Here is a 14,217-nt window from a genome sequence, read left to right on the forward strand (position 1 = left end):
GCGGCCAACCTAGCCCGCCGGGGCCAGCACGTGCCCGACCAGCCGGCGCAGCGTCGCGAGCCCGTCCGAGGACAGCACGCTCTCCAGGTGGCCCTGGACCGACGCGACCCCGGGTCCCCGCAGCGCGTGCACCACGCCGGTGCCCGGGTCCGCCGCGACCTCGAGGTCCAGCAGCGGCGACCGGACGTCGCCCGGCACCACGTGCGCGGCGAAGGTGTTATAGAACCCGATGGCCGGCCGCTCGCCGAACACGTCGACCTCGAGGCGCTGGCCCTGGCGCGGAGCCGGCAGCGGCGCGACCGGCAGCCCCGCCTGCAGCGCCAGCACCTGGTGGCTCAGGCACACCGCGAGCACGGGCGCCCCGGCCCCGAGCCGGCGCGCGAGCAGCGCGTGCAGCCGCGCCACCCGGGGGTCGTCGAGGCGGCGGGGGTCGCCTGGTCCCGGACCGAGCACCAGCAGGTCGGCGTCGGGGTCGTCGGGGACCGCGTCCCAGGCAACGACGCGAGCGGCCAGCCCCAGGTGCCGGAGCTGGTGCGCGAGCATCGTCGTGAACTGGTCCTCGGCGTCGACCACCAGCGCGGTCCGGCCGGCCAGCCCGGGCACCGGGTCGGGCGCCTGCGGCCGCAGCCAGAAGGCGGCCAGCCGGTCGTTGCGGGACGCCAGGGCGTCGGCGACGCCCGGCTGGTCGGCGAGCACGGGCGCCGCGGCCGCGCGGGCGGGGGGCACCGCACCGATCGCCGTGAGCACGCCCGCGGCCTTCGCGTGCGTCTCCGCCACCTCGCCCTCCGGCGACGAGTGCCGGACCAGCGTGGCCCCCACCGGGACCGTCACCCGGCCGGCGCCGTCGAGGTAGGCGGTACGGATCAGGATCGGCGCGTCCAGCGCGTAGCCGTCGCCGTCCGGCTCGAGCAGCGCCAGCACGCCGGAGTAGTAGCCGCGGGGCGTCGTCTCGTGCCGGGCGATCACGGCGCACGCGTTGCCCATCGGCGACCCGGTGACGGTCGGGGCGAACATCGTCAGCCGCAGCACCTCGCGCACGTCCAGGTCGGTGCGGCCCTCGAGCACGTACTCGGTGTGGGTCAGGCGGGACATCTGCGCCAGGTACGGCCCGAGGATGCGGCCTCCGTCCGGGCAGACGGCGCTCATCATCTTCATCTCCTCGTCGACCACCATGAACAGCTCCTCGCTCTCCTTGGTGTCGGCCAGGAACGCGAGCAGCTCGTCGCCGGTGGGCGCGTGCTGCCCGTGCCGGAACGTCCCGCTGATCGGGTTCATCCGGGCGACGCCGTCCTGCACGGTCACGTGCCGCTCGGGCGTCGCCCCGGCCGCGGCCAGGCCCGGCGTCGACACCGCGAAGGTCCAGTACGCGCCGGACTCCCGCTCGAGAAGGGCCCGCAGCCAGCCCAGCACGGCGGTGCCCGGCGCCGCGGCGGTCGCCGCCACGTAGTCGCGGCGGAGCACGAAGTTCGCGCCCTCGCCGCGGCCGATCTCGTCCGCGAGCACCGCCCGGACCCGGTCGGCGTACCCGGTGTCGTCGACGTCGAAGGCCCCGGGGCCGACGGCGACCGGCTCGGGGAGCAGGGCCAGCGCCTCGGCGACCGGGAGCTGCTCCCGGTCGCGGACCAGCAGGCAGCGCAGCGGGGCGCCGTCGTCGTGGGCCGCGAACCCGCGCTCGCGCACCTGCCGGAACGGCACGAGCGCGAGCACGGTGCCGCCGTCGAGCGGGATGTCGGCGAGGTGCTCCACGTCGCGCACCTCGCCCACGAGCACGTCGAGGACGGCGGAGCCGCGGCGGTGCAGCACGGCGAAGGGCGGGGCGTCGTCGGTGAGGAGCGAGCGCAGCAGGGAGGTCATGGGGAGCCGTTCCGGGTCGGGACCGGGGGTCCCGCCGTCACGCACGGCCCGACCACCCGGTGGGGGCGGTCGTCGACGCGTCGAGGTCCGCCTAGGAGGCGGACCACCACGAGATCTGCGACGCGGACATGGCCGAGACGATAGCCGATCCGGATCGCGTGCGTGGCCCGACCGCCGCACGATGGCGGCATGAGCCAGGACGCCGCCGCCCCGCCGCCCGCCGACCGCCCCGACCCCGCCCACCTGCCGCCGGACGGCGTGCCCGACGACGTCGTGGAGGCCGTCGGAGGGGTCACCGCGGCGTTCGAGGTCGTCGAGCACGCCCGCGGGATGCTCTACGCCTTCCACCGTCTGATCGGGCGCGCCGACGCCGAGCTCGCCGACGCGCTCGACCGGCTGGCAGCAGCGGGGCACCCCGACCTCGCCGACGAGCTGCGCACCGAGGTGGTCGGGCGCAACGTGCTGGAGGGCCGGTGGACCTTCCAGGTCGTCGAGGACTTCGACGACGGGTACTACCGGACGTTCGCCGACGCGGAGCGGCGCACCCGCGACCGCCTGGTGGCCGGGCGCCGGCACGTCTACGAGTCGCAGCTGAAGGAGCGCAACCGGACGCACGGCCTGCCCGGGCACGAGTCGCGGCCGGGGCGCTGACCAGGGTCGGGACGGGCGCACGCGATACCCCCGTGGACCCGGGCCCGCAACAGGTCGTTCACGTGGCGGGGTTCGCCCGATCGGCCTAGCGTCGGCCTCGGCGGGAACACCTCGGTCCCCGCCTCAGCACCGGTGGAGCACAGCCGCCGGCGCCACCCCGGTCGCGGGGGTGGTCGCCGTCCCGGCGCGCCACCCGGCGACCGCAGGCCCTACCCCTGCTCGTGTCCGCCCCGGCTCCGGGGCGCGGAGGTCGCGATGTTCTTCCACCGTCAAGAGCTGCAGCACAAGGCCAAGCCCGACAAGCCGGACGCCGTCTACGCCCGCAAGCTCCAGGAGGTCCTGGGCGGGCAGTACGGCGAGATCACCGTCGCCATGCAGTACGGGTTCCAGTCCTGGAACACCCACCTGCCCGGCAAGTACCGGGACCTGCTGTACGGCATCGGTGCCGAGGAGTTCGGGCACGTCGAGATGCTCGCCACGATGATCGCCCAGCTGCTCGAGAAGGCCCCCGTCGGCATCACCGAGGAGGCGATCCAGAAGGACCCCACCGTCGCCGCGGTGCTCGGCGGCACCGACCTGCAGCACGCGATCGTCGCGGGCGCCGGTGCCCGCCCCGTGGACAGCATGGGCAACCCGTGGAGCGCGGGCTACATCACCGCGAGCGGCAACCTGCTGGCCGACTTCCAGGCGAACGCCAACGCCGAGATGCAGGGCCGCGTCCAGGTCGCCCGGCTCTACCACATGACCGACGACCACGGCGTCCGCGACCTGCTCGCCTTCCTCCTCGCCCGCGACACGATGCACCAGAACCAGTGGATCGCCGCCGCCCGCGAGCTGCAGGAGGAGGGCTTCGAGGGGCTTCCCGTGCCGAGCAACTTCCCGCTCGACAAGGAGGACCGCGACGTGGCGTACCAGTACATCAACTTCTCGGACGGCCAGGACGCCGACAAGGGCTCCTGGGCCTCCGGACCGACCCCGGACGGACTCGGCGAGTTCACGTACGTCGCCGAACCCCCGGCCGGCGTCCCGATGCCCCCGCCCACCCAGCCCGACCCCCGGCTCTACGGCACCACGCCGCTGCCGAACGCGGTCGAGAAGGCCACGGGCAAGCTGAAGGACACCTTCAAGAGCGAGTGAGGGAGACACGATGAGCACGAACGACACCGGCGGCGCAGCCGCCGCGACGGCGAGCACCGCGAAGGACCAGGCGGCGGATCTCGCCCACGCTGCCGCGGGCAGCGGCCAGGGCCTCCTGCAGGAGGCCAAGGGGCAGGCGGGCGGCGTGGCGCAGGAGGCCACCGCCCAGGCCCGTGACCTGCTCGGCGAGGCGCGGTCCGGCCTCACGAGCCAGGTCTCGGAGCAGCAGACGAAGGCCGCGGCGAGCCTGCGCTCGCTCGGCGACGAGCTCGGGCGGATGGCCGACGGCTCGGAGCAGGGCGGCCTCGCGGCCGACCTGGTCCGGCAGGTGGCCGGCCGCACCGGCTCGGTGGCGGGCTGGCTGGAGAACCGCGAGCCCGGTGACGTCCTGCACGAGGTCGCGGACTTCGCCCGGCGCAAGCCCGGGACCTTCCTGGCTCTCGCCGCCGGTGCCGGCGTGCTCGCCGGCCGCCTGACCCGCGGCCTCAAGGACGCCCCGCCGAGCACGTCGACGGGCGGCACCTCCACGACCGGGACGACCGGTACGACCGGTGCGGGTCACGGCGCCTACGGCTCCCCGTCCGCGACCACGCAGGACCTGTCCGGCGCCGTCGGCGCGGCCGGCGTCGCGGGCGGCCCGGGGGTCGTCGCGGGTGGCACGGCCCAGGTCGACGAGCTGGGTATCGAGTCGGGCGGCGGTCAGCACCGCGAGCCCGGTCCCGACAGCACGGACGACGCGCCCGAGTGGCCCGCGCTGCCGTCGGAGCAGCAGGCCTGGGCGGCGAGCGGCGGCGAGGCCCCGGTGGCCCCGACGCCCGGCCACCTGAGCTCGTCCGACGACGAGGGCACCGCCGGCGGCGACCCGCTGGCCGGGCTCCGCCGCGAGGACCAGCCGTGACCGGGCCGGGGGACCCCACCGTCGCCGCGGCGCCGGGCGCGGGCCCCACCGGCGCCCCGGGCACGGGTGGCACCATGCCGCCACCCGCCCCGACGGGCGCGCCGGGGTCCACCACGGGCACGGCGGGCGCCGACGAGCGGCCCTCGCTCGGCGACCTGATCGGCGCCGTGACCCAGGACCTCTCGCAGCTGGTGCGGGACGAGGTCGAGCTGGCCAAGGCGGAGCTGACGCAGTCGGCGAAGCGGGCCGGCACCGGCAGCGGGCTGCTCGCCGGCGCGGGGGTGGCAGGGCACTTCGTCCTGCTGTTCCTGTCCATCGCGCTGTGGTGGGCGCTGAGCCACCCGCTCGGCCACTCCTGGTCGGCGCTCGTCGTCGCGGTCATCTGGGGCGTCATCGCCGCGGTGCTCGCGATGCGGGGCCGGGCGGAGCTGCGCCGGATCAAGGGCGCGCCGCGGACGGCGCAGACGGTCAAGAAGATCCCGAACGCCCTGAAGGGTGACGAGGAGGCGAACCATGAGTGAGAACCCGGAGCAGATCCGCGCGCGCATCGACGCGACGCGGGCGGACCTGAGCGCGAACGTCGACGCCGTCGGCGACGCCCTGGACCCGCGCCAGATGGCGCAGCGCCAGGCCGACAAGGTCCGCGGCAAGTTCGGAGCGGTCCGGGACCGCGTGATGGGCAGCGCCCAGGACGCGCGGGAGTCCGTCAGCGGTGCGGCGCACGGCGGCGTCGACCAGGCGCACTCCGCGGCCGACTCCGCGCGGTCGGCGGCGGGCAGCGTCGCGGAGGGCGTGAAGGGTGCGCCCGCGACGGTCACCCGCCAGGCCCAGGGCAACCCCCTGGCCGCCGGCCTGATCGCGTTCGGCGCGGGCCTGCTCGCTGCGTCGCTGCTGCCGTCCTCCCAGAAGGAGCAGCAGGCGGCGCTGGCGGTCAAGGAGCAGGCCCAGGCCGTCGTGCCGCAGGTCAAGGAGGCGGCCTCCTCGGTCGCCGACGAGCTCCGCGAGCCCGCGCAGGAGGCGGTCCAGGCCGTCAAGGACCGGGCCACCGAGGCGGCGGGCGCCGTCAAGGAGCAGGGCACGGAGGCCGCGACGGACCTGCGGGACCAGGCCCAGCAGGGCGCCCAGGAGGTCCGCCAGGCCCCGCAGCAGGGCTGAGCACCGCCGCACGGCGCCGCACCCCCTTCCCAGCGCGGGGGTGCGGCGCCGTCGGCGCGCCCGGGTGACGTCGTGAGACGGCTGCTGACCTGCGGGGCCGTGGCGGGATACAGTCCGCGCGGTCGCATCGACGGAGGGCACCGTGCAACGCAGCGCTGTGGAGGAGCTGGGCTCCCACCTGGCCACCCCCGAGGAGTTCGGGCGGGAGGCCCTGGTGGCCTGCGACGCCGTCGTGCGGATCTTCCGGTCCGGCGGCGTCGAGGTGCAGGCGCTGCAGGGGCTCGACCTGGTCGTGCACGCCGGCGAGATGGTCGCCGTGGTCGGCGCGTCGGGATCGGGCAAGTCGACCCTGCTGCGCATCCTCTCGGCCGCGGACGCCCCCAGCGCCGGCCGGGTCCGGGTCGGCCGGTGGGACCTCGGGGCGCTCGGCCCCCGGGACCGCGTCACCTACCGGCGCACCGTGGTCGGCACCGTCCGGCAGCAGACCGCCCGCAACCTCGTGCCGTACCTGACCGCCCGGCAGAACGTCGCGCTGCCGCTGACCCTGGCGGGCCGGTCCCGCCGGGAGCGCGCCGGCCGGGTCGGCGAGCTGCTGGACCTCGTCGGCCTGGCGGACGCCGGCGACCGGCGGCCGGGGGAGCTGTCCGGCGGGGAGCAGCAGCGCGTGGCGATCGCCGTGGCCCTCGCCAACGCGCCGCGCCTGCTGCTGGCCGACGAGCCGACGGGGGAGCTCGACACGACGACCGGCCAGCAGGTCTTCGACGCGCTGCGGGCAGCCCAGCGCGACGCCGGGACCACCGTCGTGGTCGTCACCCACGACCCGACCGTCAGCGGCCAGGTGGAGCGCACGGTCGCGATCCGGGACGGCCGGACCAGCAGCGAGGTGCTGCGCCGCGAGCACGTCGGCGACGACGGCTCGTCGGCCGTCGTGGCCGAGGAGTACGCGGTGATGGACCGCGCGGGCAGGGTGCAGGTGCCGCGCGAGTACCGGGAGGCCCTCGACCTGACCCGCCGTGTCCGGCTCGCCCTGGAGGCCGACCACGTCTCGGTCCGCCCCGCGGGGTCCACAGGTGCCGGCACGCCCGCCGGTCCCGCCGACGCCGCCACCCGCCGTCGCCGGCACGGGGCGACGTGACCGGCACCCCGATGGTCCGGGTCCGCGGCGTGCACCGGACCTACGGCGCCGGCCGCGCCGCCGTGCACGCGCTGCGCGGCGCCGACCTGGACGTCGCGCCGGGCGAGCTGGTCGCCCTGGTCGGGCGCTCGGGCTCCGGCAAGACCACGCTGCTCAACGTCGTCGGCGGCCTGGACCGCGCCGACGCCGGGTCGGTGCACGTCGACGGCACGGACGTCACCACGCTGGACGCCGCCGGTCAGGTCCGGCTGCGCCGGGACGTCGTCGCGTTCGTGTTCCAGACGTTCGGGCTGGTCCCGGTGCTCAGCGCCGCGGAGAACGTCGCCGTGCCGCTGCGGCTGCGCGCGCTGCCCGTGGCCGACCGGGAGCGCCGCGTCGCGCTGCTGCTCCGGCTGGTCGGGCTGGAGGGGCACGCCGCTCTGCGCCCGGACGAGCTGTCCGGTGGCCAGCAGCAGCGGGTCGCGATCGCCCGCGCGCTGGCCGGGTCGCCGCGCCTGCTCATCGCCGACGAGCCCACCGGCCAGCTCGACACGGAGACGGGCCTGGCGGTCATGGCGCTGATCCGCGGCGTCGTCGAGGCCGAGGGCATGGCCGCCGTCGTCTCCACGCACGACCCGGTGATGATCGGGCTGGCGGACCGGGCCGTGCGGCTGGTCGACGGCGTCGTGCTGCCGGCATGAGCACCGCCTGGGCGACGGGTGCGCCCGCGCTGGCGCTGCGTCGCGCCCGCACCCAGGCCGGGCTGCTGGCGGCGGTCACCGCGACCGCCCTCGTGGCGCTGGTCCTGCTGGGCGTGTGCGGGCTGCTGCTCACCGAGGGCCGGCGGGACGCGCTCGACGCCGGCCTGGGTGCGGCCGGGCCGGGCGCGACCCAGGTCGTGGTGCGGGTCGTCCCGGTCGCGGGCACGGACGCCGCCCGGGCCGCGACGCTCGCCGCGGAGGCCGAGGCGGTGCTGACCGCCGCGACGGGCCCGTTGCCGGCGTCCACGTCGGTGTGGACGGAGTCGCCGCTGCTCGCGCTGCCGGCCGCGGCCGGGTCGCCGGACGCGGTGGGCGTGACGGACCCGGCGGGCGGCGGGTTCGCGTACCTGGCCGACGCGCCGGACGTCGCGGACGCCGCCCGGCTGGTCGAGGGCAGCTGGCCGACCGGGCACGACCCCGCGCTGCTGGACGTCGCGGTGCCCGTCGCGGCGGCCGACGCGCTCGGGCTCGCGGTGTCCGACGTGCTGGACCTGGCTCCGTCGGTCGACGCGGTGCTGGCGCCGGCCGCGACCCGGGTGCGGGTGGTCGGGATCTTCGCGCCGCTCGGGCTGGGAAACCCCGGCACGCCGCTCTGGTCGCGCGACCTGCTCGGCGGGCTGGGTTCCGTCCCCGACCACGACCGCCCGGGGACGTCCGGCCGGCAGACCGCCCCCGCGGCCGGGCCCTTCGTGGTGGCGCCCGGCGGTCTGGCCGCGGCGGGCACCGGCGTCGGCGTGGTGAGCGTCGTGTCGCGACCCAGCACCGCCGGCGCGTCGGTCGCCGACCTGCGGGCGGCCGCCGACGGGGCCGGCGGGCTGCGCCGGACCCTGGACGACCGCCTCGGCGACCGGGTGGACCGCGACGTCGTGCGGACGACGCTGCCGACGACCGTGTCGGCGACCGCGGTGCAGCACGCGGTGACCGGCGCGGCGGTGCTGACCGCCGGCCTGGTCGGGTTCGCGCTGGCGGGGGCGGCGCTGCTGCTGGCCGGCCGGCTGCTCACGACGCGCCGGGCGGCGGAGCGCGCGCTGCTGGTCGACCGCGGCGCCGGGACGCGCCAGCTGGCCGGCCTCGCGCTCGGCGAGGCGGTGCTGCTGGTCGCGCTGGCCGGGGTGCTGGCCGTCCCGCTGGCGCTGCTCGGCTACCGGGCGCTGACGGCCGCGCCCGTGCTCGCCGCGTCGGGGATCACCGCGGCACGGGGCGTCCCCGCGACCCTGGTTGGCGCGGTCCTCGTGGGTGCCGCGGCGCTCGTGGCGGCGCTCGTGGTGCCGGGTGCCCGGGCGGCGGGCGGGCGGCGGGCCGGCCACCCGTCGACCGCGGCCGCGCGGCGGCTGGCGCGCTCCGGCGGCGACCTCCTGCTGCTGGCGCTGGCGGTGCTGGCGGCGGGACGGCTGCGTGCGGGCGGCGCCGCGGACGCGGTCCGGGTGCTCGCGCCGGTGCTGGCGCTGGTCGCGGCGTCGGTCGTGGTGCTGCGGCTGGTGCCGCTGCTCGGGCGGCTGGCCGAGCGCGGCGCTCGACGGTCGCGGCGGTTCGTGCTCCCGCTGGCGGCCCTCGACGTCGCGCGCCGGCCGCGGGCCGCGACGGCGCTGCTGCTGCTGGTCCTCGCCGCGGCGGCCGCCACGTCGGCCGCGTCCTGGGCGGCGACCTGGTCCCGGTCCCAGACCGAGCAGGCGGCGGCCCTGGTCCCGTCCGCGGTCGTGGCGTCCGGCGTGCCCGGGGCGCCGGTGGCGCAGGGCGTGCTGGTCCGCGACGCGTCGGGCTCGGGCGCCCTGCCGGTCACCGACCGCGCCACCGGCCTCGGCACGCTGGTGGTCGCCGTGCCCGGCAGCCCCGAGCCGCGCCTGGTCGCCGTCGACACCCGGGCCGCGGAGCTCGCGGGGCGCCTGCCCGCGGGCACGACGTGGCCGGGGCTGACCGCCGGCCTGGCCCCGGAGCAGGACGACCTCGCGGCCGCGCTCCCGATCGCGGCGACGGGGGAGCGGCTGCCGCTGCGGGTCACCGGCACCACCACCGGCTCGTACCCGATGTCGGTGGTGCCGACGGTCGTGCTGGACGACGGCCACGGCGTCCGGGTCCGGGCCCAGGGCGGCGAGGTGCCCCTCGACGGCGCCGAGCACGTCCTCGAGGTGCCGGCCCCGGCGGGGCTCGGCGCGGCGCGCGACGTGCGGGTGGTCGCCGTGCTGCTGCGGGTGCGGACCGACGTCCCGCTGGACGACGGGGTGGGTGGCACGGCCGCGATCCAGGTGGACCTGGCGTGGCAGGAGCCGGCCGGCACCGGGTCGGCGCCGGCCGCCGCGCGGGGGTGGACGGCCGGTGCGACGCCGCCGTCCTCGGAGGCCGGCACGGTGTCCGGCGCCGAGGTCGTCGCCCGCCCCGGCGCGCTGCGTGCGGTGGCCGACGTGTCGGTGGCGCGGGCGTCGTTCCTGCCGTCCGTCGTCGTGCTGACCGCCTTCGCCCCGCCCGACGCGCTCCCCGTGGTGGTGAGCGCCGACCTCGCCGCCGGGGCCGGGGTCGGTCCGCAGGACCGGCTCGACGTGCTGGTCGGGGGGACGGCGCTGCCGGCGGTCGTGACGGCCGTCGCGCCGTACGTGCCGGGGGCGGTCGGCGGTCCGGCGGTCCTCGCCGACGCGCGCACGCTGTCCGACCTGGCGCTCGGCCACGGCGAGACCGGGGCGCTGGTCGACCGGTGGTGGCTGCCGGCCGCGGCGGACGTCGAGGCCCTGCGCGCCGCCGGGGCGCAGACCACCGTCCGGGGCGACGTCGCCGACGACCTCCGGGCGGGCCCGCTGCGCGGCGGCGTGCTCGCCGCGCTGGTGGTGCTGGTCGCCGGTGCGCTGGCGCTGGCCCTGGTCGGGACGGCGCTGCACGCGGCCGAGACCGCGGACGACCGCGGGCCGGAGGTCGCCCGGCTGCTCGCGCTGGGTGCGTCGCCGCGGGCGGTGGCGGGCACGCACGTGGTGCAGCACGTCGTGGTGGACCTGCTGGCCGTCGCGGCCGGGACGGTCGCGGGGGCGGTCGTGGCCCGCGCGCTCGCGCCCGCCCTCACCGTGTCCCCGGACGGCGGCAGACCCGTGCCCGAGGCCCTGCCGGTCTGGTCCTGGCCGGTCACGGGCACGCTCGCCGTCGTGCTGCTGGCCGGCTCGGCGGCCGTCGTGCTGCCGGTGGTCACCGGCCTGGTGCGCCGGGCCTCCGCGGCCCACCTGCGGCTGGGGGACGCCGGGTGAGCGCCCGGCACCGCGACAGGGCCCGGCGGCGGCGGCCCACGGCGGACCTGGCCACGCTGCCCCGCCGGGCGCGGGCCCAGGCCGGCCCGCTGCTGCTCGTCGCAGCACTCGTCGCCCTGGTGACGGCGCCCGTGTCCGCGGTGCCGCGTGCGGTGGACCGGGTGGCCGACGCCGCGGTGCAGGCCGCCGTCGCGCGAGCCGGGCCGGACGCCGACGTGGTGGTCACCGTGGCCGGCTCCTACCCCGCGGGGCGCGCGTACGACCCGGACGCCGCGCTCGTGGAGATCGCGGCCGCGGAGAGCATCGGGGAGGGGCTCACCACGCTGCTGGGCGACGTGGTCGTGCCGCCGGTCACGGTGACGGCGTCCGTGCCCCTCGCGGTCGCACCCGTCGGTCCCGCGGCCGGGGCGCCCGGGGAGACGTCGCTGCGGCTGGCCTGGACCCACGGCGACGTGCCCGTCGAGTGGGTCGCGGGCGCGGAGCCCGCCGGCTGGGCCGACGTCGCCGCCGTGGACCCGGACGCCGACCCGGACGCGGCGGTCGGCGACGCGAGCTCGCCCGACCCGGCCCAGGAGGACCCGGAACCGGTGCAGGTCGCCCTGTCCGAGGCCGTCGCGCGGACGCTGGGCGCGGCCCCGGGCGATGCGCTGCAGGCCGCCACCGCGGACGGCTCGGTGATCGACCTGGTGGTGTCCGGGCTGTTCCGGGCGGCCGACCCGGAGGCCGCCGGCTGGCAGGACGCGGCGGACCTGCTCGAGCCGAAGGTCGCGACCATCGGCCCGTCGACCAGCACGCAGGTCGCGGCCCTGCTGTCCGACGCGTCGCTGCCCGGCGCGCTGCGGGTCGTCGACCCGCGGCAGGTGCAGCGCACGGTGCGGGTGGCGTTCGACCCGGGAGCCGTCGGGACGGTGGCGGCCGGGCGGGTGCTCGGGGCGCTGCCCCGCGTGCAGGCCGCGCCGGCCACGGCCGGCTGGGGCGCGTCCGGCGGTGCGCTGCACACCAGCGCGCCCGGCGTGCTGCGGGAGGTGCTGGCGGACCTGGCCGCCGCGCGGGCCGCGGCCACCGCGCTGGTGGTCGGCCTCGTCGCCGTGGGCGCCCTGCTCCTGGTGCTGACCGCCGGCCTGCTCGCCCGCCGCCGCGCCGCCGAGCTCGTGACCCGGCGCACCCGGGGCGCGTCCCTGCCGGCGCTGGTCGTCGAGGCCGGCGCCGAGGCGGTCGTGGTCGCCGGCCTCGGCGCCGCGGCCGGCGGGGCGCTCGGTGCGCTGGTCGTCCCGGGGCCCACGCCGGGGCCCGTCGTCGTCACCGTGGCGGGGGCCGCCGTCCTGGCGCTCGTCACGGCGGCGCTCGGCCCGGTGCGGCGGGAGGCCGACCCGGTCCGGTCCCGGCCGCGGGGAGCCGTCGTGGACACGCGCAGCCGCCGGCTCGCCGCCGAGGTCGCGCTGCTGGCGCTGGCGCTGGCCGCCGTCGTCACGCTGCGCCCGGACGCCCCCGTGGCCGCACCCGGTCGGGGCCGCGGCGTGGTCGTCCCGCCCGCGACCCCGGACCTGCTCGCCGCAGCGGCGCCCGTGCTGCTCGCCGGCGTCGGTGCGGTGCTCGTCGCGCGGCTGCTGCCCGCCCTGGTGCACCGGCTCGGCCCGGCGGCGTCGCGGTCGCGGCGCGCGGTGCCGGTGCTGGCGGTGGCACGCGCCCGGTCCGACGGTCTCGCCGCGCTGCCGGTGCTCGCGGTGGCCACCGCTGCCGCGCTGGTCGTCGTCAGCGCGTCGGCGGCCGTGGCGGTGCGGGACGGCCAGGACGCGGCGGCGTGGGCCGCCGTCGGCGGCGACGTGCAGGTGCACGGCGAGGCCGACGCGCGCCTCGCGGACGCCGCGGCAGCCTGGGAGCGCGCGCCGGGCGTCGACGTCGCGGTCGCGGCGCGGGTGGTCGACGACGTGCCCGCCCGCACCGCCGACGGCGCCGTCCGGGCGGACGTGGTGGCCGGTGACCCGCGGGCGCTCGCCGCGCTGGCGCCGGCGCTCCCGGCCGCGGGCACGGCGGCCGGGACCGCGGCGGGCGAGATCACGCTGCGGTGGGACGGCGCGGACCGCGTCGTGCACCCGGTCGCCGGTCTCGCCGTCCCCGGACCGGCGGCGGGCGGGGCCGCGGACCGCGTGCTCGTCGTGGTCGACGTCGCCGAGCTCGGGGGAGCGGAGGCCGTCCCGCCGACCACCGTGTGGCTGGCCGGCCCCGGTGCGACGGCCGCCGTCCGGGCCGACCCGCCACCCGGGGCCGCCGAGGTGGTCGAGCGCACGGCGGTGCTCGCCGCGCTCCGGGCCGACGTGCTGCCCCGGGCCCTGGTGGGGGCGGCCGTGGTGTCCGGGGGGCTGCTGCTCGCGTTCGTCGTCCTGGCCGTGCTGGTGGCCGCGGCCGCCGGCGGTCCCGGTCGACGGCGCGCCCTGGACACCCTGCGCACCGTCGGGCTGACCGACCGCGAGGCGCGCTGGGTCGCCGCGGGCGAGGTGCTGCCCGGGGCGCTGCTCGCCTCCGCGGCCGGCGCGCTGCTCGGCTGCGTCGTGGCAGCGGTGGTGCTCGGACCGCTCGGCCTGGCGGGCGGTGCGGCAGCGGGCGGGACCGGCGGCGGCGGTCCGGTCGCCTGGCCCGCGGCGGTCCTGCCGGTCGCAGCGGGGCTCGCCGCCGGCGCGGTGGTGCTGCAGGTGGAGCGCGCACGCCGGCGCTCCCACCGCCTGGGGCAGGTCCTGCGCACGTCCGCCTGACCGCGCGGCACCACCGCCGGCCGCGGTGCGGGCCCCGCGTGAGCACGCACCGCGGGCGCGCCGGTACCCAGGTACGCACCGGGCACCCCGCAGGGCGGCGTCCCGCAGCACGCAGTCACCACTCAGTCCCGGTCGCGGTCACCCACCCTGGTCGGACGGTCCGCCGCCGCCCGGGCGCGCGGACGCCCGGAGCACCGGAGGCCGCCGTGGAGACCGACCAGGACGTCCGGACGCTGCTGCGCGGCAGCGGGACCCGGCCGGCCGCCGACCCCCTGGCGCGGGCCCGGCTGCTGGCGGCGATGCTGTCCCGCCCCCTGTCCGGTCCCGAGCTGGCCCGCCGGCTCGGCGAGCCGGGCGTGCCGGAGGCGGTGGACGACCTGGTGCTCGCGGGCTCGGCGCGGCGCACCGCGGACGGCGGGCTCGCGCTGGACGGGCCCCGCCGGTCCGCGGCGCTCGGCGCGCTGGCACGCGACCTCGGACTCTGACGGCGCCGGGGTCTCCGGCTCCGCCCGGGTCTCCGACGGCACCGGGGTCCACGACCGCACCGGGGTCGCGGACGGAACCGACGTGTCCGCCGGCGCGTCCGCGCACGTCAACGCCCCGCCGCCACCGGGCCAGGGGTGTCGCTCGGGCCCGATCCGTCGGAGACTGGTCCCCGTACCGCGCCCGCACG

General features: G+C 78.9%; 11 protein-coding genes. 10 read left to right on the top strand and 1 reads right to left on the bottom strand.

What is annotated here, in order from left to right:
• Positions 1-9: 9 nt before the first annotated feature.
• Positions 10-1,854 carry an anthranilate synthase family protein gene (locus tag AC1050_RS01475; protein ID WP_482385608.1) on the bottom strand — a complete coding sequence of 615 codons (1,845 nt, stop codon included), beginning with the start codon at positions 1,852-1,854 and terminating at the stop codon, positions 10-12.
• Positions 1,855-2,043: 189 nt separating this feature from the next.
• Here AC1050_RS01475 and AC1050_RS01480 point away from each other — a divergent pair, with 189 nt between their 5' ends.
• From AC1050_RS01480 to AC1050_RS01525, 10 genes are all read left to right on the top strand, one after another.
• Positions 2,044-2,505, top strand: coding sequence for a hypothetical protein (locus tag AC1050_RS01480; RefSeq protein ID WP_482385609.1), 462 nt, complete (start codon positions 2,044-2,046; stop codon positions 2,503-2,505).
• 255 nt (positions 2,506-2,760) lie between these two features.
• Positions 2,761-3,642, top strand: coding sequence for a manganese catalase (locus tag AC1050_RS01485; RefSeq protein ID WP_482385610.1), 882 nt, complete (start codon positions 2,761-2,763; stop codon positions 3,640-3,642).
• 10 nt (positions 3,643-3,652) lie between these two features.
• Complete coding sequence (locus AC1050_RS01490; protein ID WP_482385611.1) at positions 3,653-4,540, top strand: hypothetical protein; 888 nt, start codon at positions 3,653-3,655, stop codon at positions 4,538-4,540.
• 74 nt (positions 4,541-4,614) lie between these two features.
• Positions 4,615-5,061, top strand: coding sequence for a phage holin family protein (locus AC1050_RS01495; RefSeq protein WP_482387216.1), 447 nt, complete (start codon positions 4,615-4,617; stop codon positions 5,059-5,061).
• A complete protein-coding gene (locus AC1050_RS01500; protein WP_482385612.1) occupies positions 5,054-5,695 on the top strand; it encodes a DUF3618 domain-containing protein in 642 nt (213 codons plus the stop codon). The genes AC1050_RS01495 and AC1050_RS01500 overlap by 8 nt, the downstream gene beginning before the upstream one ends.
• Positions 5,696-5,837: 142 nt before the next feature.
• Positions 5,838-6,830, top strand: a complete 993-nt coding sequence (locus AC1050_RS01505; protein ID WP_482385613.1) for an ABC transporter ATP-binding protein — start codon at positions 5,838-5,840, stop codon at positions 6,828-6,830.
• 11 nt (positions 6,831-6,841) lie between these two features.
• A complete protein-coding gene (locus AC1050_RS01510; RefSeq protein WP_482387217.1) occupies positions 6,842-7,510 on the top strand; it encodes an ABC transporter ATP-binding protein in 669 nt (222 codons plus the stop codon).
• Positions 7,507-10,794, top strand: coding sequence for a hypothetical protein (locus tag AC1050_RS01515; protein ID WP_482385614.1), 3,288 nt, complete (start codon positions 7,507-7,509; stop codon positions 10,792-10,794). Before AC1050_RS01510 ends, AC1050_RS01515 begins: the two co-directional genes overlap by 4 nt.
• Positions 10,791-13,544, top strand: a complete 2,754-nt coding sequence (locus tag AC1050_RS01520; RefSeq protein ID WP_482385615.1) for an FtsX-like permease family protein — start codon at positions 10,791-10,793, stop codon at positions 13,542-13,544. The genes AC1050_RS01515 and AC1050_RS01520 overlap by 4 nt, the downstream gene beginning before the upstream one ends.
• Positions 13,545-13,750: 206 nt before the next feature.
• Positions 13,751-14,029 carry a hypothetical protein gene (locus AC1050_RS01525; protein WP_482385616.1) on the top strand — a complete coding sequence of 93 codons (279 nt, stop codon included), beginning with the start codon at positions 13,751-13,753 and terminating at the stop codon, positions 14,027-14,029.
• Positions 14,030-14,217 lie beyond the last annotated feature (188 nt).

This window comes from Cellulomonas sp. NEAU-ZC6, from assembly GCF_056844425.1.